The 17,875-nt window shown below is 72.5% G+C and carries 18 protein-coding genes; 2 read left to right on the top strand and 16 right to left on the bottom strand.

What is annotated here, in order from left to right; translation table 11 throughout:
* Positions 1 to 5: 5 nt before the first annotated feature.
* Together ACGGAQ_RS25970 and ACGGAQ_RS25965 are read right to left on the bottom strand one after the other, a co-directional pair.
* Complete coding sequence (locus tag ACGGAQ_RS25970) at positions 6 to 575, bottom strand: hypothetical protein (RefSeq protein ID WP_393053330.1); 570 nt, start codon at positions 573 to 575, stop codon at positions 6 to 8.
* Between the two features lie 182 nt (positions 576 to 757).
* Positions 758 to 1,381: a disulfide bond formation protein DsbA gene (locus tag ACGGAQ_RS25965; RefSeq protein WP_393053327.1), complete on the bottom strand. Its 624-nt coding sequence runs from the start codon at positions 1,379 to 1,381 to the stop codon at positions 758 to 760.
* Between the two features lie 221 nt (positions 1,382 to 1,602).
* Here ACGGAQ_RS25965 and pepN point away from each other — a divergent pair, with 221 nt between their 5' ends.
* The gene (gene pepN, locus ACGGAQ_RS25960) at positions 1,603 to 4,152 is read left to right on the top strand and encodes an aminopeptidase N (protein WP_393053324.1); all 2,550 of its coding nucleotides are present in this window, start codon (positions 1,603 to 1,605) and stop codon (positions 4,150 to 4,152) included.
* 58 nt (positions 4,153 to 4,210) lie between these two features.
* On the opposite strand, the gene ACGGAQ_RS25955 is transcribed toward pepN, so the two are convergent.
* The 14 genes from ACGGAQ_RS25955 to ACGGAQ_RS25890 form a co-directional block, all read right to left on the bottom strand.
* Positions 4,211 to 4,618, bottom strand: a complete 408-nt coding sequence (locus tag ACGGAQ_RS25955; RefSeq protein WP_393053321.1) for a DUF5130 family protein — start codon at positions 4,616 to 4,618, stop codon at positions 4,211 to 4,213.
* Entirely contained in the window at positions 4,605 to 4,901 is a 297-nt protein-coding gene (locus ACGGAQ_RS25950) for a hypothetical protein (RefSeq protein WP_354860609.1), read from the bottom strand. The genes ACGGAQ_RS25955 and ACGGAQ_RS25950 overlap by 14 nt, the downstream gene beginning before the upstream one ends.
* Positions 4,902 to 4,973: 72 nt before the next feature.
* The gene (locus ACGGAQ_RS25945) at positions 4,974 to 6,437 is read right to left on the bottom strand and encodes an amidase (protein WP_393053318.1); all 1,464 of its coding nucleotides are present in this window, start codon (positions 6,435 to 6,437) and stop codon (positions 4,974 to 4,976) included.
* Between the two features lie 239 nt (positions 6,438 to 6,676).
* Positions 6,677 to 7,684 (bottom strand): amidohydrolase family protein, encoded by a 1,008-nt coding sequence (locus ACGGAQ_RS25940; protein ID WP_393053315.1) that lies wholly within the window; start codon positions 7,682 to 7,684, stop codon positions 6,677 to 6,679.
* Positions 7,684 to 8,208: a 3-hydroxyanthranilate 3,4-dioxygenase gene (locus tag ACGGAQ_RS25935; RefSeq protein WP_393053312.1), complete on the bottom strand. Its 525-nt coding sequence runs from the start codon at positions 8,206 to 8,208 to the stop codon at positions 7,684 to 7,686. The genes ACGGAQ_RS25940 and ACGGAQ_RS25935 overlap by 1 nt, the downstream gene beginning before the upstream one ends.
* Positions 8,205 to 8,636, bottom strand: a complete 432-nt coding sequence (locus ACGGAQ_RS25930; protein ID WP_393053309.1) for a RidA family protein — start codon at positions 8,634 to 8,636, stop codon at positions 8,205 to 8,207. The genes ACGGAQ_RS25935 and ACGGAQ_RS25930 overlap by 4 nt, the downstream gene beginning before the upstream one ends.
* Positions 8,633 to 9,406: a 2-keto-4-pentenoate hydratase gene (locus ACGGAQ_RS25925; protein ID WP_393053306.1), complete on the bottom strand. Its 774-nt coding sequence runs from the start codon at positions 9,404 to 9,406 to the stop codon at positions 8,633 to 8,635. The genes ACGGAQ_RS25930 and ACGGAQ_RS25925 overlap by 4 nt, the downstream gene beginning before the upstream one ends.
* Positions 9,403 to 10,461, bottom strand: a complete 1,059-nt coding sequence (gene dmpG, locus ACGGAQ_RS25920; RefSeq protein WP_393053303.1) for a 4-hydroxy-2-oxovalerate aldolase — start codon at positions 10,459 to 10,461, stop codon at positions 9,403 to 9,405. The genes ACGGAQ_RS25925 and dmpG overlap by 4 nt, the downstream gene beginning before the upstream one ends.
* Positions 10,458 to 11,390 carry an acetaldehyde dehydrogenase (acetylating) gene (locus tag ACGGAQ_RS25915; RefSeq protein WP_393053301.1) on the bottom strand — a complete coding sequence of 311 codons (933 nt, stop codon included), beginning with the start codon at positions 11,388 to 11,390 and terminating at the stop codon, positions 10,458 to 10,460. Before ACGGAQ_RS25915 ends, dmpG begins: the two co-directional genes overlap by 4 nt.
* Positions 11,387 to 12,184: a 2-keto-4-pentenoate hydratase gene (locus ACGGAQ_RS25910; protein WP_393053298.1), complete on the bottom strand. Its 798-nt coding sequence runs from the start codon at positions 12,182 to 12,184 to the stop codon at positions 11,387 to 11,389. Before ACGGAQ_RS25910 ends, ACGGAQ_RS25915 begins: the two co-directional genes overlap by 4 nt.
* Positions 12,185 to 12,204: 20 nt before the next feature.
* Entirely contained in the window at positions 12,205 to 13,686 is a 1,482-nt protein-coding gene (locus tag ACGGAQ_RS25905) for a 2-hydroxymuconic semialdehyde dehydrogenase (protein WP_393053414.1), read from the bottom strand.
* Positions 13,687 to 13,709: 23 nt separating this feature from the next.
* Entirely contained in the window at positions 13,710 to 15,047 is a 1,338-nt protein-coding gene (locus tag ACGGAQ_RS25900; protein ID WP_393053295.1) for an FAD-dependent oxidoreductase, read from the bottom strand.
* The gene (gene kynU, locus ACGGAQ_RS25895) at positions 15,044 to 16,324 is read right to left on the bottom strand and encodes a kynureninase (RefSeq protein ID WP_393053292.1); all 1,281 of its coding nucleotides are present in this window, start codon (positions 16,322 to 16,324) and stop codon (positions 15,044 to 15,046) included. Before kynU ends, ACGGAQ_RS25900 begins: the two co-directional genes overlap by 4 nt.
* A gap of 14 nt (positions 16,325 to 16,338) precedes the next feature.
* Positions 16,339 to 17,241, bottom strand: a complete 903-nt coding sequence (locus ACGGAQ_RS25890) for a tryptophan 2,3-dioxygenase (protein WP_393053290.1) — start codon at positions 17,239 to 17,241, stop codon at positions 16,339 to 16,341.
* A 148-nt stretch (positions 17,242 to 17,389) separates the two neighbouring features.
* On the opposite strand from ACGGAQ_RS25890, the gene ACGGAQ_RS25885 reads away from it, so the two are divergent.
* Positions 17,390 to 17,854 carry an Lrp/AsnC family transcriptional regulator gene (locus tag ACGGAQ_RS25885; protein ID WP_354860599.1) on the top strand — a complete coding sequence of 155 codons (465 nt, stop codon included), beginning with the start codon at positions 17,390 to 17,392 and terminating at the stop codon, positions 17,852 to 17,854.
* Positions 17,855 to 17,875 lie beyond the last annotated feature (21 nt).

The raw sequence follows: 17,875 nt of genomic DNA, 5'->3' as shown, positions 1-17,875 counted from the left end.
CGATGTCAGCCGGCGCGGCCGGACGCGCCGTTGTGCCGCCGGTGTCGGCCCCCCGCGACCGGCCCGGCATTGCCGCGCCGGCCGTTCGCGACGGGCCCGGTGATGGCGTTGCGCCGGGGTGCGGCCGGCGGTCCCGGCACGGGACGCGGTTCCGGCGGTGGCGCCGGAACGGGTCGCGGGTTCGGCGGCGGCGTCGGCACGGGACGCGGGGCGGTGGGTGCCGGCGGGGGCGGGGCGGGCTCGGCCGGCGCGGCCGCCACCACGACCGGTTCCACGGCCGACGGTACGACCGGCTCCGGCGCCACCGGCGTCGACACGACGGGCGTCACCAGCGCCGGTGTGACCGGTGCGGGATGTGCCGCTGTGACCGGTGCGGGCGTCAGCCGTGAGGTGACCGGCACCCGGGCCACGCCGACCACGATGGGCGGGGCGAGCAGGTCCGCCACGTGGGCGGGGAGGTCGGGGCGGACCGTCGGCCAGCGGGAGTCGTCGACCGACCAGTACGCCGCGCCGGGAGTCTCGATCACCCCCTGTCGGGTCAACTGATCGTCACCGGACGCACGGTGCTTGGCCATCGGGATTGCCTCCACGAGCTGCGGGGTGCGGCCCTGCGGGTCGCTGCGGCGGACACCGAGGGAAACGACACCGCCCGCCCAGCGGTGACGCTGTGCCCGCGAGGCGTACCCACCACCGGCGTGGCGCGCCCCCGCCCGGTCCCACGAGCTGGGGACCGGACGGGGGCGCGTGGCGGTCGCGGTCAGTCGAAGATCGGGGACTGCTCGCGGGTGCGCTTCAGCTCGTAGAAGCCCGGGGTGCCGGCGACCAGGAGGACGCCGTCCCAGAGCCGGCCGGCGGCCTCGCCCTTCGGCCGCGGCGTGATCACCGGGCCGAAGAACGCGATCGGGCTGCCGTCCGGGCCGGGCGCGTGCACGACCGGGGTGCCGACGTCCTGCCCGACGGGGCGCATGCCGGCCTCGTGGCTGGCCCGCAGCGCCTCGTCGTACTCGGTGCTGTCGGCGGCGGCGGCCAGCACCGGGTCCAGGCCGGCCTCGGTCAGCGCGGCGACGTAGAGCTCCGGCCCGAGCTGCTCCTTACCGAGGTGGATGCGGGTGCCCAGCGCGGTGTAGAGCTTGCGCAGCGCGTCGCTGCCGTAGCGCTGTTCGGCGGCGATGCACACCCGCACCGGGCCCCAGCCGTTGTCCATCAGTTCCCGGTACTGCTCTGGCAGGTCCCGGCCCTCGTTGAGCACGGACAGGCTCATGACGTGGTAGCGGATGTCCACTTCGCGGACCTGCTCGACCTCCAGCAGCCAGCGGGACGTGATCCACGCCCACGGGCAAATCGGGTCGAACCACATGTCGGCGGTGACACGATCGGTCACGGTGAGGTCCCTTCGCGACGGGTGACGCCGGCAGTCCGGCGTCTCACCTCGATCCTCACCCCACGGCCCATCGACCGGCACCCGAATGAGAGCGTGACCTCGCCCACCGCCGGCTGCCCGTACGTGGAAGACTCGGATCGGGCCGGACGTCACGAGCGGTCGGCAGACGGGCGCCGCCGGGCGTACGGCGAGACGTGGGATGGAGACGAACAGTGCCGGGAGTGCGTAACCTGACGCAGGTCGAGGCGACCGAGCGGGCACGCCTGCTCGAGGTGACCGGGTACGACATCAGTCTGGACCTGTCGACCGCCGTGCTGGCGGCCGACGGCCGCACGTTCTCCTCGACGACCGAGGTCCGGTTCCGCTGCGCCGAACCGGGGGCGAGCACGTTCATCGAGGTGGCCGCCGAGTCGGTGCGCTCTGCCACCCTGAACGGCGCCCCAGTGGACCTGTCCGACTGGTCGGCTGAGAAGGGCCTGACCCTGTCCGGGCTGGACAGCGAGAACACCCTGGTCGTCGACGCGGACTTCGCCTACTCCAACAGCGGGCAGGGACTGCACCGCACGGTCGACCCGGTGGACGGCGAGACGTACCTCTACAGCCAGTTCGAGACAGCCGACGCGCAGCGCGTGTTCGCCTGCTTCGACCAGCCCGACCTGAAGAGCGTCTACACCTGGCACGCCACCGTCCCGGAGCACTGGCGGGTGGTGTCCAACATGCCGGTGCAGCGCGAGGAACCGGCCGGCGAAGGGCTCAAGACCCTCCACTTCACCGAGTCGCCGCGGATGAGCACGTACATCACGGCGCTGTGCGCCGGCCCGTACCACGAGGTGCGCGACAGCCACGACGGCATCGACCTGGGCGTGTTCTCCCGGGCGTCGATGGCTCAATACCTGGACTCCGACGATCTGTTCCTCATCACCAAGCAGGGCTTCGACTTCTTCCACGAGAAGTTCGGCGTGCGCTACCCGCTGCCCAAGTACGACCAGCTGTGGGTGCCCGACTTCAATGCCGGCGCGATGGAGAACTTCGGCTGCGTGACGCACGCCGAGTCGCACTACCTGTTCCGCTCCCAGGTCACCGACTTCGAGTACGAGCAGCGGGCCAACACGATCCTGCACGAGCTGGCCCACATGTGGTTCGGCGACCTGGTCACCATGCGCTGGTGGAACGACCTGTGGCTCAACGAGTCGTTCGCCGAGTGGGCCAGCCACTGGTGCAACACCAACGCCACCCGGTTCACCGAGGCGTGGACGACGTTCCTGTCCATCCGGAAGAACTGGGGCTACCGGCAGGACCAGCTCTCCTCCACGCACCCGGTCTACACCGAGATGCCGGACATGGAGGCCGTCGAGGTCAACTTCGACGGCATCACCTACGCCAAGGGCGCGAGCGTGCTCAAGCAGCTCGTCGCGTACGTGGGTGAGGAGCCGTTCGTGGCCGGGCTGCGGGCGTACTTCGGCAAGCACGCCTGGGGCAACGCCACCTTCGACGACCTGCTGACCGAGCTGGAGGCGGCCTCGGGCCGGGAGCTTCGCAAGTTCGCCGCGCAGTGGCTGGAGACCGCCCAGGTCAACACGCTGCGGCCGGAGGTGACCATCGGCGCCGACGGCACGTACGAGCAGGTGGTCGTCCGGCAGGAGGCGCCGGCGGCGTACCCGACGCTGCGCACCCACCGGATCGGCGTGGGCCTGTACGACCTGACCGACGGACGGCTGGTCCGCCGCGAACGGTACGAGGTGGACGTGACCGGCGAGCGGACCGACCTCGCCGACCTGCGCGGCGTTCGGGCCGCCGACGTGCTGCTGCTCAACGACGACGACCTGAGCTACACCAAGCTGCGCCTCGACGACCGGTCGATGGCCACGGTGGTGCAGCACATCGGCGGCTTCGACTCGTCGCTGGCCCGCGCCCTCTGCTGGACGGCCGCGTGGGACATGACCCGAGACGCCGAGCTGGCGACCCGCGACTACGTGGCGCTGGTGCTGGCCGGGCTGGCCGCGGAGACCGACATCAACCTGGTGACCGCCACCCTGCGCCAGGCCACCACCGCGCTCACCCTCTACGCCGACCCCGCGTGGGCGGCCACCGGCTGGGCGGGGCTGGCTCGCACGGCGAAGGACGCGCTCGCCTCCGCCGAGCCGGGCAGCGGCTTCCAGCTGGCCTGGGCCCGGGCGTACACCTCGGCCGCCCGGTCCGAAGAGGACCTGGCCACGCTGCGGGGCTGGCTGGACGGCACCGGCGTGCCGACCGGGCTGACCGTGGACACCGAGCTGCGCTGGACGGTGCTCGGGGCGCTGGTGGCCAACGGCGCGGCCGGTGCCGCCGAGATCGAGGCGGAGCTGGCCGGCGACCGCACCGCCAGCGGCGAGCGGGAGGCCGCGTACGCGCACGCGCTGGTGCCGACGGCGGAGAACAAGGCGGCCGTGTGGGCGCTGCTGACCGGCCCGGACGCGCTGCCGAATTGGCGACACCGGGCGCTGTTGCAGGGCTTCGCCCACCCGGCGCAGGTCGAGCTGGTCGCCCCGTACCGGGAGAAGTACTTCGCGGCGGTCGGCCAGGTGTGGGCCACGCGGGACAGCGAGCCGGCGCAGGAGTTCGCCCAGTTGGCGTACCCGACCTACCTGGTGGACGACGACACCGTGGCGGCCACCGACGCGTGGCTGGCCGGTGACGGCAACCCCGGCCCGCTGCGTCGACTGGTCGCCGAGGGCCGCGACGGTGTGGTGCGGGCGCTCAAGGCCCGCGCGAAGGACGCCCAGCAGAGCTGAACGCGACGAAGCCCGACCTGCCGTGCGGCGGGTCGGGCTTCGACGTACGAGGAAGGGCTCAGCCCTTGCCGGCGTGGCTGGCGAGCTGGTCGAGGCCGTTGATGATGCCGCCGGCCAGGTCGCCGCCGCTGAACGCGCCGGCCATGGAGAGCGCGGCCAGCTTGGCGTACGTGTCGGGGATACGCTTGCGGGCGTACCGCCCGGTGACGATCTCCAGCTGGCGCTGGTTGGGCGACACGGCGATCAGCACCGACTTGTCGGGGTCGGCGAGCTGGCGGTGCAGCCGCTGGGCGTGCTCACGGATCGGCTCGTCGAGGCCGCCGACGAACACCGAGAAGACCAGGCCGGTGCCCTGGTCGGCCAGGCGCAGGGCCTCGTCGATGCGCAGCAGTTGGCGGGTCGAGAACGGCCCGTCCAGCACCTCGGGCGGATTCTCCGTCCCGGTCTGCTTCTCACCAACGGTCACTTGCGCCTCCGGTTCCACCGGCCGGCGCCTCGACGCTGGCCTGCTCTAGCTTGTGGCTGGTCAGCGCGGGCGCCTGCGCCCCCGCGGTCAGCGCGGTGCCGGCCGAGTCGGCCAGCTGCTCCGGGCGGCCCAGGAACCAGACCGGAGTGAAGTCGAAGGGCCGGCCCGGCCGGTAGCGCTTGGCGCCACCGCCACCGCCGGTGGCACTCCCGCGACTACCGGCGTACGACAGGCCGGCGATGACCAGCACCGCGGCCACCGGGATGCCGACGAAGACCAGCAACGTCTCGGTAACAGACAATCCCAACGCCCCCAGGCGGAAGAAGGACCTCGAACAATCGGGTCGGATGGACGATCATGATGGTGACCGGCCAACTCCGTCACCATTCACGTTAGCGGAGTCGACGGCCCGCCAGATTGCGGGGTGCCGATCCCATCCGTCACTGGCGTGCTCCAGTTGCGCAGCGGTCGCGATGAGCCGCGCGTCGTCGCCGTACCGGCCGGTGAGGAGCACCCCGACGGGCAGGCCGTCGGCGGTGACGCCCACCGGCAGGGACACGGAGGGATCGCCGGTGACGTTGAAGATGGCGCAGTAGGGCGAGAAGCGGCGTTGTCTGTCGAAATCGGCCGCCGGGTCGCCGTCGGCGGTGAACCAGCCGACGGGTGCCTGGGGTGCGGCCAGGGTGGGGCAGAGCAGCAGGTCGCAGCCGGCGGTGCGGGCGGCGCCGAGACGTACCTGCGCCTGCAGCTCGCCGAGGGTGGCGGCCAGCGCGCCCGCGGAGACGCTGGCGCCCCGAGCCCGCAGCAGTTGGGTCAGCGGCAGCAGCTCCGCCTCGCGGTGCGGGGGCACGGGGGCGAGTGCCAGCACGTACCAGATGATCTCGAACAGCGGCCACGCCTGGGGCCCGAGCGGCGGCGGCACCTCGACCACCTCGTGGCCGGCGGTGGTGAGCAGGGCGGCGGCCCGGTCGACGGCGGCCACGCAGTCGGGGTGCACCGGCTCGTCGGCGAGCATCGGCGTGGTGAACCGGCCGATCCGCAGCCGGCCGGGCTCGGCCCGGCGGGCGGCGGCCAGGTACCCACCGGGCGGCGCGGGCGGCGGCAGGTAGGGCTCGCCCGGCACCGGCACGGCCATGACGTCGAGCAGCGCGGAGACGTCGGCGACGGTCCGCCCGAGCGGACCGCTGGTGGGCAGCCCGAACGCGCCGGAGCCGAGCGGCCCGCCGGAGACCACGCCACGACTGGGCTTGTAGCCGATCAGGCCGCAGAGCGACGCCGGGATGCGCAGGGAGCCGCCGCCGTCGGACCCCTGGGCGATCGGCACCAGCCCGGCCGCGACCGCCGCCGCCGCGCCGCCGCTGGACCCACCGGCTGTGTACGCGAGCTGCCACGGATTGCGGGCCGGCGGTGCGACACGGCCCTCCGAGTAGAGCGAGCAGCCCAGCTCGGAGGTGGTCGTCTTGCCGAGGCTGACCAGGCCGGCGGCCTTGATGAACCGGACCACGTCGGCGTCGACCGGCGGGACGAAGTCGGCGAACGCCGCCGAGCCGAAGGTGGTGCGTACCCCGGCGGTGAGGGTGAGGTCCTTGATCGCGGTCGGCACGCCGTGCAGCGGGCCGCGCCGATCAGCGGGCGCGGCGTCTGCGGCGAGGGCGGCCGCACGGGCCAGCTCCGGGGTGACGGTGACGAACGCGCCCACCGTGTCACCGAGCGCGTCGACCCGGCGCAGGTGGTGCTCGACCAGCTCGACGCTGGACAGCTCGCCGCGGGCGATGGCGGCGGCCTGCTCCAGCGCCGTCAGGTCGTGCGGCTCGGCCATGCCCTCATCCTGCCCGCTGGGAGCGGCTGTCAGCGGACCGACACGGCGTCGGCGTCGGACTGCGGTCGACCGCACCACCCTGCCGGCGTCCTTTGCTCTGCTTCAACAGAGGCAACAGCCGATGTCCGATTATCGGACACGTGGTGTTGCGTGGATTGAAGCAGAGCAAAGGCAACAGAACAGGTCCGTCGGCCCGTCGCAGCCGTCCGTCGTGCGAGGGCGCTACCAGGGGTACGCCGTCAGCGCCGCCCGTGCAGGAAGCGCAGGGCGTTGGTGGATCGGAGCTTGTCGCGCTGGGCGTCGGTGAGGAAGTCGGCAGCGTCGACGACCGCACCGGCCGGGCGCTCCCCCAGCGGGTACGGGTAGTCGCTGCCGACCAGCACCCGGTCCTCCCCCATCGTGTCGACCAGCAGCCGCAGCGCGGGCGGCGCGAAGACCACCGAGTCGACGCTGAACCGGTCGACGTAGCTGCTGGGCGGGGCGACGGACGCGCCCCGAACCAGGTCCCCACGTCGGTGCCAGGCGTTGTCGGCGCGGCCGAGCCAGAATGGGAAGCTGCCGCCCCCGTGCGCGAAGCAGATCCGCAGCGACTCGGGCACCCGGTCGAAGACGCCGCCCAGGATCATCGCCAGCACCGACAGGTGCGTCTCGGCGGGCATCCCGGTGAGCCACCGGGCCATCCAGCGGTCCAGACGCGGGCCGTCCGGCATGTCCCACGGGTGGACGAAGACGGGCGCACCCACCTCGGCACAGTGCTGAAGGAAGGTGACCACGCCGGCGTCGTCCAGGTCCCGGTCGCCGACGTGGTTGCCGATCTCCACGCCGACGTGCCCGGCGGCCAGGCTGCGATCCAACTCCGCGCAGGCGGCGTCCGGGTCCTGCAGGGGCACCTGGCAGAACGGCACCAGCCGGTCACCGCCGGCCGCGGTGACCTTCAGGGTGAGGTCGTTGAAGATCCGGGCGACCTTCACCGCCTGGTCGGCCGGACGGTCGTAGCTGAAGAAGACGGGCGTCGGCGACACCACCTGCACGGCCACGCCGTCGGCGTTCATGTCGGCCAGCCGCGTCGGGGCGTCCCAGCACTCGGCGCCGACCGGACGGAACTCCGTCTCCCCCACCATGATCATGGCGGCGCGCTCGGAGTCGACCCGCAACCAGGGCCAGCCGGACCCGCCGCACGCCGCGCCGAGATCCGGCCATCCCTTCGGTACGACGTGCGTGTGCACGTCGACGACACCAGCGGGCATCAGCCCTTGCCCGGGTGCAGAGTGCCGCAGTTGGCGCAGGTGCGGGCCTGCTCGTCTGCGTAGAACGCCTGGAACACCGGCGGCAGGTCGGCCGCGATGTCGCGGACCTGCAACTCCACCTCGTGCACTTTGTGCCCGCACTCGGGGCAGTACCACTGGAACGTCTCCAGCGTGCCCTCCTCGCGGACCCGCTCGACGACCACACCGATCGAGCCGGCCTCCGGCCGCTGCGGCGAGTGCGGGGTGTTGCGCGGCAGCATCCACATCTGACCCTCGCGCACGTGCACCGTACGCGGACCCTCGGGGGTCATCAGGTTGATGTGCATGTTGCCCTTGACCTGGTAGAAGAACTCCTCGTACGGGTCCACGTGGAAGTCGGTGCGCTGGTTGGGCCCGCCCACCACCATCACGATGAAGTCGTCCCCGCCGGGGAACATCTCCTTGTTGCCCACCGGCGGCTTCAGCAGGTGCTGGTTCTCCGCGATCCAGCCCGGAAAGCTGAACGGCTCGGCGATCTCACTCACGACTGACCTCCCGAGGGAAGAAGGGCCACGGCCTGGATCTCGATGAGCAGGTGCGGGTGCGGCAACTGGTGCACCGCCACCGTGGTGCGGGTCGGTCCGGACGCGTCGAAGAACTCCGCCCACACCTCGTTGTAACCACCGAAGTCGTTCATGTTGACCAGGTACGTGGTCACCTGGACGAGGTCAGTGAGGTCCGCGCCGACCGAGCGCAGCAGATCGCCGATGTTCTCGATCACGGCCCGCGTCTGCACCCGGATGTCGAGGTTCGTCGTGCCGAACGCGTCGACCTCGACACCGGCGAAGCTGTTGTCCGGCCGTCGCGACGACGTACCGGAGACGAAGACGAACCCACCCGCCACCTTGACGTGCGGAAAAGCCCCCCGCGGCACGGCCTTCCCGGCCACCACCCGAGCGCCGTCGACACTCACGACGCAGCCCGCAGAGACGCCGTTCCGAGCTTCTCGACGACCGCGCGGACATGGGCACCGGGACGCAACGGCACCGCGGCGGTGGCCGCGCCGGCCAGGAAGACCCAGCCGGACTGCAACCGCACCCCGTGTCGGCCGGCCAGCCGGATGCCCTCGTCGAGCGCCCGGCGCGGATCGCCGAGGATCGCCGCCGTCGAGCCGACCTGGGCCACCCGCCCGTCGATCTCCAGCAGCACGCCCAGGTTGTCGAGGCCCGACGGCACCGGCGACCACGGCCCGACCACGAACGCGGCGGCGGAGGTGTTGTCGGCGATGACGTCCGGCAGCGAGAAGCGGAAATCCGCGTACCGGGAGTCGATCAGCTCAATGGCCGGGGCGACCGCGCGGACCGCCGTGGCGAAGTCGCCGACCGGCTCGCCCGGCTCCGGCAGCCGGTCCAGCAGGAACGCCACCTCCGGCTCGACCCGGGGATGGATGTACGCCGCCGGGTCCACGGAACTGCCGTCGGGCACCCGCATCGCGTCGGTGAGCCGCCCCCAGATCACCTCGTCCACGCCGACCTGCGCCATCTTCGCCCTGCTGGTCAACCCCATCTTCAGCCCGACCAGCCGCTCGCCGCATTCCAGTCGGCGCTGCACCAGCGCGGCCTGCACGCCGTACGCGGTGTCCACGTCGAGACCGGTCTCGGCGGCGAGCTGACCGATCGCGGTGGCCGTGTCGGCCGCCGCGCCGAGCTTGTCGGCGATCCCCGTGATGTCCACGCCGATCATGACTGCTCCCCCTTGCCGGCCAGGTCGAGTGCCACGTCGACGATCATGTCCTCCTGGCCGCCGACCATCCGACGGCGGCCCAGCTCGACCAGGATCGACCGGACGTCGACGCCGTAGCGGTCCGAGGCCCGCTCGGCGTGGCGCAGAAAGCTGGAGTAGACGCCCGCGTACCCCAGGGAGAGCGTTTCCCGGTCGACCTGGACCGGCCGGTCCTGCAGTGGGCGGACGATGTCGTCGGCGGCGTCCATCAGCGCGAACACGTCGCAACCGTGCTTCCAGCCGTGCAGCTCGGCGACCGCCACGAAGACCTCCAGCGGTGCGTTGCCGGCGCCCGCGCCCATGCCGGCGAGGGAGGCGTCGACGCGCACGGTCCGCCCGGACGGCGAGCCGAGCGGCCCGGCGCCGAGGATGCGGCCGTGCTCGACGGCGAGCACGCTGTTGGCCACCCCGAGCGACAGGTTGTGGTGGGCGTGGATGCCGATCTGCGTCTCCGGGTCGAGGACCTGCCGGTACGCGTCGACCCGCTGCGCCACGTCGGACATCAGCAGCCGGCCGCCGGAGTCGGTGACGTAGACGCAGTGCGCCCCGTACGACTCCATGAGCTTGGCCTGCCCGGCCAGCCCGGCCGCGTCGTTCATGTGCGACATCATCAGGAACCCGGAGACGTCCATGCCGTTCTCCCGGGCCCAGGAGATGTGCTGGGCGGAGATGTCCGCCTCGGTGCAGTGCGTGGCGATGCGGACGCTTGTCACGCCGAGCGCCTTCGCCGCCCGCAGGTCGGCGATGGTGCCGATGCCGGGCAGCAGCAGGGTGGTGAGCTTCGCGTTCGTCAGCACCTCCGCGGCGGCGGAGATCCACTCGGCGTCGCTGGCCGCGCCGTGGCCGTAGTTGACGCTGGAACCGGCGAGCCCGTCGCCGTGCGCCACCTCGATGGCGGCCACCCCGGCGGCGTCCAGGGCGGCGGCGATGGTGCGCACCTGCTCGACTGTGTACCGGTGGGCGATGGCGTGCATGCCGTCGCGCAGCGTCACGTCCTGGATGTACAGGTCCGTCATGCCGGGACTCCCTTGGCCCGAAGCGCCACCAGCCGCTCCGCGGTGCGCAGCGCGGCGGAGGTCATGATGTCCAGGTTCCCGGCGTACGCCGGCAGGTAGTGGCCCGCCCCGGACACCTCCAGGTAGACCGACACCTGCAACGCGGCGAGCTGCCGCCCGAGCGTCGGCACGTACGCCTCGACGCGGTCGAACTGCACATCCTGCTTGAGCCGGTAACCCGGGACGTACTCCTGGACCGTCGCCACCATGTCCGCCACCGAGGCGGCGATGGCGGCGGTGTCGGCGTCGACGTCCGGGCAGAGGCAGTAGACGGTGTCCCGCATGAGCAGCGGCGGGTCCGCCGGGTTCAGCACGATGATCGCCTTGCCCCGCTCCGCCCCGCCGACCACCTCGATGGCGCGAGCGGTGGTCTCGGTGAACTCGTCGATGTTGGCCCGGGTGCCCGGCCCGGCGGACTTCGACGCGATCGACGCGACGATCTCCCCGTACGCCACCGGGGTGACCCGGCGGACCGCGGCGACGATCGGCACGGTGGCCTGCCCACCGCAGGTCACCATGTTGACGTTCGGTTCGTGCAGGTGCTCGTCGAGGTTGACCGGCGGCACCACGTACGGGCCGAGCGCGGCCGGGGTCAGGTCGACCACCGTCCGGCCGTGCGCGCGCAGCACCTCGTCGTGGCGTCGGTGCGCGCCCGCCGAGGTGGCGTCGAAGACCAGCCCGACGTCGGCGAACTCGGGCATCGCGACCAGCCCGTCCACGCCGTCGGCCGTGGTGGCGACGCCGAGGCGGCGGGCCCGGGCCAGGCCGTCGGAGGCCGGGTCGATGCCGGCCATCGCCACCATCCGCAGGCTGTCGCTCAGCCGCAACACCTTGATCATCAGGTCGGTGCCGATGTTGCCCGACCCGAGCACTGCCACTCCGACGCTCACGCTGACTCCCCTCGGGTGAAGGCCGTCCGTACCGAGCCGAGGCCGGAGATCCGGGCCTCGTACGCGGCGCCCGGGGTGACCGGCACCATCGGGCCGAGCGCCCCGGAGAGCACCACGTCCCCGGCGCGCAGCGGGTCACCGGCGCGGGCGAGGGTGCTCGCCAGCCAGTGCAGGGCGTGCAGCGGGTTGCCCAGGCAGGCCGCGCCCGCGCCCACCGAGACCGGCTCACCCGCGTGCTCCAGCACCATCCCGCACAGCCGCAGGTCGACGTCGGCGAGGCGGCGCGGCGTGGTGCCGAGCACGAAGAGCCCGCTGGAGGCGTTGTCGGCGACCGTGTCCACGATGGAGATGTCCCAGCCCGCGATCCGCGAGTCGACGATTTCGATCGCCGGCAGCACGTGGTCGACGGCGCGGATCAGGTCGACTGTCGTGATCTGCGGATCCGCGAGATCCTTGTCGAGCACGAACGCGACCTCCGCCTCGACCCGCGGCTGGAGCAGCCGGTCGATCGGCACCTCGACCCCGTCGCCGACCGCCATCGCGTCGGTCAGCATCCCGAAGTCCGGCTGGAACACCCCGAAGGTCTCCTGCACCGCCCGGGAGGTCAACCCGATCTTCGCGCCGACCCGGCGTTCGCCGCGGCCCTGCCAGGCCCGCGCCTGGAGCTGCTGCACGCGGTACGCGGACTCGACGTCGCCCTCGGGCAGCAGCCGCCCGCGCAGCGGCGGGCACGGCTTGCCGGTGCTGCGGGCCTCGGCCAGCTCCCGGTTGGCGGCCTCGATGTCGGCTTCCATGCCCGCTCCCTCGCTACGGCTCACGACAGGTCCACGCAGACGTTGGTGAGTTCGGAGTAGAAGTTCAACGAGTGCACGCCGCCCTCGCGGCCGATGCCGGACGCCTTCACCCCACCGAAGGGCGTGCGCAGGTCCCGCAGGAACCAGGTGTTGACCCAGACGATGCCGGCGTCCAGCCGGACCCCGGCCCGGTGCGCGACGCCCACGTCCCGGGTCCACACGGTCGCCGCCAGGCCGTACTCGGTGCCGTTGGCCAGGGCGTACGCCTCGTCCTCGGTGTCGAACGGCGCCACGTGCACGACCGGGCCGAAGATCTCCTCCCGGTTGGTGCGGGCGTCCGGCCCGAGGCCGGTGAGCACGGTCGGCTGCACGTACGACCCGCCGTCGCGGGCGTCACCGAAGGTGGGCGTGCCGCCACCGGTGAGCACCTCGGCGCCCTCGGCGCGGGCCAGCTCGTACGCGCCGAGCACCTTCGCCCGGTGCTGCGGGGAGATGAGCGGCATGGTGGCGGTGGCCTCGTCGGTCGGCCAGCCGTACGCCAGCTCGCCGGCCCGCTTCGCCAGCCGGGCGGTGAACTCCTCGAAGACCGGACGCTGCACGTAGATGCGCTCGGTGCACAGGCACACCTGCCCGCCGTTGGTGAAGCTGGAACGCATCGAGCCGGCCACCGCGGCGTCCAGGTCGGCGTCGGCGAAGACCAGGCCGGCGTTCTTGCCGCCCAGCTCGAAGCTCACCGCCTTCACGCCGTCGGCGGCGGCCCGCATGATCGCGCCGCCGGTGGCCGACTCGCCGGTGAAGGTGATCGCGTCGACGCCCGGGTGGCGGGTGAGGAACTCGCCGGCCGAGTCCGGTCCGAAGCCGTGCACAAGGTTGAACACCCCGTCCGGTACGCCGGCGGCGGCCATCACCTCGGCGAGCAGCGTCGCCGAGGCGGGCGTCTCCTCGCTGGGCTTGACCACGACGGCGTTGCCGCAGGCGAGCGCCGGGGCGACCTTCCAGGTGAGCAGCAGCAGCGGCAGGTTCCACGGCACGATGACCGCGACCACGCCGACCGGCTTGCGGACGGCGTAGTTCAGCGCCCGGCCGCCGGTCGAGGTGACCGTGGTGAACGACTCGGTGGGCGCGGTCGCCACGATCTCCGCGAACGCCCGGAAGTTCGCCGCGCCGCGCGGGATGTCCAGCGTGCGGGCCTGGGCGATGGACTTGCCGGTGTCCGCGACCTCGGCGGTGACCAGATCGTCGAAGCGACGTTCCAGCTCGTCCGCGACGCGGCGCAGCACCTCGGCGCGTTCCCGCTCCCCCATCCGGCCCCACGGCCCGCGCAGCGCCGCGCGGGCGGCGGCCACCGCGTCGTCCACCGTGGACCGTGCCGCCTCGACCACCTCGAAGACCGGCTCGCCGGTCACCGGGCTGACCTTGGTGAACGTCGACCCGCCGTCGACGAACTCGCCGCCGACGAAGTTGCGCAGCCGCGACGGTCCGGCCGGCGCGCGGCCGGTCATCAGCGTGGCGTCCCAGGTGCCCGTCATGCGCGCCTCCCTCGGCTCAGTGCAGCGCCGATCACGCCGACCAGCAGCAGCGCGGCCCCGCCCGCGACCGCGCCGAGCACCCGGTGCTGCCGGCGGACCCGGCGGCGCACCTCGGCGTACGGGGTGGTGGAGAAGGACACCAGCTCGTACTGGGAAACGTACCGGCCGGGCAGTGCCCGCTCCAGAGCGTGCTCCACCCGCCGCCGGGTCTGGAACACCGGCGAGGCGACCTTGTCGCGCATCTCCACGAAGTTGGTCAGCGCCATCTGCGCGATGGCCTCGGCGTTCTCCTGCCGGCGGCGCTGGAACAGCGGCAACGCCGCCGACCACTCGTCGGCACACTCGTCGAGGCAGCGGTCCAGTTCGACGACGTCCTCGAAGGCGCAGTTGGCGCCCTGGCCGTAGAACGGCACGATGGCGTGGGCCGCGTCGCCGAGCAGGCCGACAGTTCCGTTGACCTGCCAGGGGGCGCTGCGCACCGTGCCGAGCACGCCCACCGGGTTGTGCTGGTAGTCGTCGACCAGGTTCGGGGCCAGCGGGACCACGTCCGGGTAGTGCTCGGTGAAGTGCCGTTCGATCTGGGCCGGGCTGGTCAGCGACGCGAAGCTGCCGTCACCGTCGTTGGGCCAGAACAGCGTGCAGGTGAAGGACCGGTCCGGGTTCGGCAGCGCGATCATCATCGAGGTGCCCCGCGGCCAGATGTGCAGCGCCGCCGGGTCCAGGGCGAAGTCGTCGCCCAGCGGCGGAATCGTCAGCTCCTTGTAGCCGTAGTCGAGGAAGTCCACGCTCTCGCGCAACAGCCCGTGCGCCAGCAGTTGTCCGCGTACCGCGGAGCCGGCGCCGTCGGCGCCCAACACGACCGACGCCTTCGCGCCAACCGTGCCCTGCGGGGTGTCGAAGCTCAGGGTGCCGTCGGCCGGATCGAGCCCGACGAGCCGGTGGTCGAAGACGATCCGGACCCCGGGCAGCGCGGCGGCCGCGTCCAGCAGGGCGTTGTTGAGTGCGCCCCGGCTGATCGAGTTGATCGCCCGGTCACCGGCCGCGCTGTACGACTGGAACTGCGGCTGCCCCTCGACCGGGTGGATCATCCGGCCGCGCATGGGCAGCGCGTCGGTCATCACCTGCTCGGCCAGGCCGATCCGGCGCAGCGCGTCCAACCCGCGCTCGGAGAGCGCCAGGTTGATCGAGCGTCCCCGCTCGGCCGCGCCGGCACGCGGGTCCGGCCGACGCTCGTAGAGGGCGACCGGGTAGCCGCGCCGGGCCAGGAAGCAGGCGGCCAGGCAGCCCGCCAGGCCGGCGCCGATGATCGCGATCTCGTCGCGCCGGGCGGTCACTGGTTCACCTGCCCCACGGTGGCGGCGAGCGCGGCGGCGGCCCGCCAACAGTCGAGGTACGTGGAGTAGAGCGGCACCGGGGCGAAGCGGACGATGTCCGGCTCCCGGGCGTCGGCGATGACGCCGTGCTCGTGCCGCAGTCGCTTGGTCAGCTCGGCGGCGTTGCCGGCGCCGACGCGTACCGACAGCTGGCAACCCCGGCGGGCCGGATCACGCGGGGTGACCACGCGCAGCGGCCGGTCGGCGGTGACCTCGTCGAGGAGAGACTCCAGCCAACCGGTGAGTCGGAGGCTGCGCGCGCGCAGCGCCGGCATGCCGACCACGTCGAACAGCTCCAGCGAGGTCCGCACCGGGCCCATCGCGAAGATCGGCGGGTTGGAGATCTGCCAGGCCTCCACGGTGGACGGCGGCCGGGACACCGGCGTCATCTCGAACCGGGTCGCCGCCGCGGTGCTCCACCAACCCTCGAAGCGCGGCAGGTCGGGATCGCCGAGGTGCCGCTCGTGCACGAAGACGCCGGCAAGCGCGCCCGGCCCCGAGTTCAGGTACTTGTAGGAGCACCAGGCGGCGAAGTCGACGTCCCAGTCGTGCAGGGCCAGCGGCACGTTGCCCACGGCGTGTGCCAGGTCCCAGCCGACCACCGCGCCGGCCGCCCGACCGGCCGCCGTGATCGCGGGGATGTCCAGCAGCTCGCCGGTGAGGTAGTTGACCCCGCCCAGCAGCACCAGTGCCACCCGGTCACCCTCGGCGGCCAGGTAGCCGGTGACGTCCTCGGTGCGCAGCGCGTCCTCGCCGGCACGCGGGCGCAGCCGGACCACCGTGTCGTCCGGGTCCAGCCCGTGGAAGCGGGCCTGGCTGCGCACCGCGTAACTGTCCGAGGGGAACGCGCTGTCCTCGATGACGATGCGGGTGCGGACGCCGGCCGGGCGGTAGAAGCTCACCATCAGCAGGTGCAGGTTGACCGTGAGCGAGTTCATCACCACGGCCTCCGCGGGCCGGGCGCCGACCAGTCGGGCGGCCGGGCCCGTCAACAGCTCGTGGTACGGCAGCCAGGCGCGTTCCGCCTCCAGGTGCCCCTCGACGCCGAGCCGCCCCCAGGCGTCCAGGTCGGCGAGGAGCTCGTCGCGGGTGGCCCGGGGTTGCAGGCCGAGCGAGTTGCCGGCGAGGTACGCCGACTCGGGGTGGTCGCCGCCGTCGGCGGCCGGCACGTGGAAGAGGTGTCGGAGGCCCGGGTCGGCCTGGTCGAGGCGGTGGGCCTCGCTTTCTGGGGTGTGCATGTCTCGCTCTCCGGTCACATCGCGGTGCGGGCCGACCACAGCTCCGGGAAGACCACCCGGGCCATGCTGCGCTGCAACCACGCCAGCCCGGCGGAGCCGCCGCTGCCGACCTTGGCGCCCATTGTCCGCTGCACCGCCTTGACGTGGTTCCACCTCCAGTCGCCGAACTCCTCGGCGACGCCGCTCAGCGCCTCGCCGAGCAGCCGCAGGTGGTTGTCCGGACCGCCGTCGGCGTAGATCCGCACCCAGGCCGCCTCGACCTCCGGCTGCGGGTCGTGCTCGACCGCCACGTCCCGGTTCAACAGATCGGCGGGGAGGTCGAAGCCGCGCCGAGCCAGCAGCGCGACCACGTCGTCCCAGAGGCTCGGGGCGGCCAGCGCGGCGCTGAGCGCGGCGTGCACCTCGACCTGGCGGCGGAACGGCCGGATCAGCGCCGGGTCGCGCAGCCCGAGCAGGAACTCGAGGTGCCGGTACATCGCCGACTGGAAGCCGGAGCCCTCGCCGAGCAGGTTGCGGAACCGGTTGAAGTCGGCCGGGGTCATCCAGCGCAGGCCCTGCCAGGCGGCGTTGAGCCCTTCCAGGTGCAGGGTGGCGCGGCGCAGCGGGGCCAGCGCGTCCCAGATCCGGTCGGCGCGCAACAGACGCTGGGTCTCGCGCAGCTCGTGGCAGGTCAGCCCGAAGTACAGCTCCATGATCTGGCTGACCATGAGGAAGGACATCTCGCCGGGGTCGTCGCTGAGGGGCTGCTGCAACTGGTGCAGGGCGGTGGCCCGCACGTACGCGTCGTAGGGCACCAACTCGGCGAACTCCAGCGTCGGCTCGCCGCCGTTGCGCGCGGCGCGGGCTGCCCGCTGGCGCGGGGTCACCGGTCGTACCGTGGCGACGCGGTTCGGCGCCCGCCGGTCCGTCTGATCCACCAGTCGTCTCCCTTCCCCCGAAGCTGCCGACGCCATGATCTCGCGGCTGGATCGGGCTGCGGAATGCCGGATCAACGGCACTTGTCGGCCTGACCTGACGAACCAAAGGCAGCTGGGCGAATCCGGTTCACGAAAGTAAGGTTCGAGCGTGGACGACATGGACTGGGCGCTGCTGCGCGAGTTGCAGGCCGACGCCCGGCTCTCCTTCAGCGAGTTGTCCCGCCGGGTGCACCTGTCCCCACCAGCGGTCGCCGAGCGGGTCCGCCGGCTGGAGGAGGCCGGGGTGATCACTGGCTACCACGCCCACGTGGACCTGACCCGGGCCGGCCGTACGGTGGTCGCCCTGATCCGGATGTCCTGTTACGGCGCGCGGTGCATCCTGCACGACCCGGAGGTGTCCGGCTGGCCGGAGATTCTCCAGATCCACCGGATCACCGGCGACGCGTGCAGCATGCTCAAGGTGGCCGCCGGTTCGATCGGCGACTTCGAGGCGGTCATCGACCGGCTCGCCCCGTACGGGCAGCCGTCGAGCACGATGGTCCTGTCGTCCCCGCTGGACTGGCAGCCGATCACCCCGCTTCCGCCCGCCGGCGCCAGCTCCCGCCGCCGCTGACCCAACCCGCCCGCTGGTTTG

Origin of the sequence: Micromonospora sp. NPDC047557, assembly GCF_043205095.1 — a bacterium.
Classification (GTDB): Bacteria; Actinomycetota; Actinomycetes; order Mycobacteriales; family Micromonosporaceae; genus Micromonospora.
This window is presented reverse-complemented; position numbering and strand designations above follow the sequence as displayed.

Excerpts from the sequence above, each read along its gene's own strand:
- ACGGAQ_RS25905 (WP_393053414.1), bottom strand. The coding sequence starts at position 13,686 with ATGACCGGCCGCGCGCCGGCCGGACCGTCGCGGCTGCGCAACTTCGTC.
- ACGGAQ_RS25940 (WP_393053315.1), bottom strand. The coding sequence starts at position 7,684 with ATGCCCGCTGGTGTCGTCGACGTGCACACGCACGTCGTACCGAAGGGA.
- ACGGAQ_RS25925 (WP_393053306.1), bottom strand. The coding sequence starts at position 9,406 with ATGATCGGCGTGGACATCACGGGGATCGCCGACAAGCTCGGCGCGGCG.
- kynU (WP_393053292.1), bottom strand. The coding sequence starts at position 16,324 with ATGCACACCCCAGAAAGCGAGGCCCACCGCCTCGACCAGGCCGACCCG.
- dmpG (WP_393053303.1), bottom strand. The coding sequence starts at position 10,461 with ATGACGGACCTGTACATCCAGGACGTGACGCTGCGCGACGGCATGCAC.
- ACGGAQ_RS25910 (WP_393053298.1), bottom strand. The coding sequence starts at position 12,184 with ATGGAAGCCGACATCGAGGCCGCCAACCGGGAGCTGGCCGAGGCCCGC.
- ACGGAQ_RS25945 (WP_393053318.1), bottom strand. The coding sequence starts at position 6,437 with ATGGCCGAGCCGCACGACCTGACGGCGCTGGAGCAGGCCGCCGCCATC.
- ACGGAQ_RS25970 (WP_393053330.1), bottom strand. The coding sequence starts at position 575 with ATGGCCAAGCACCGTGCGTCCGGTGACGATCAGTTGACCCGACAGGGG.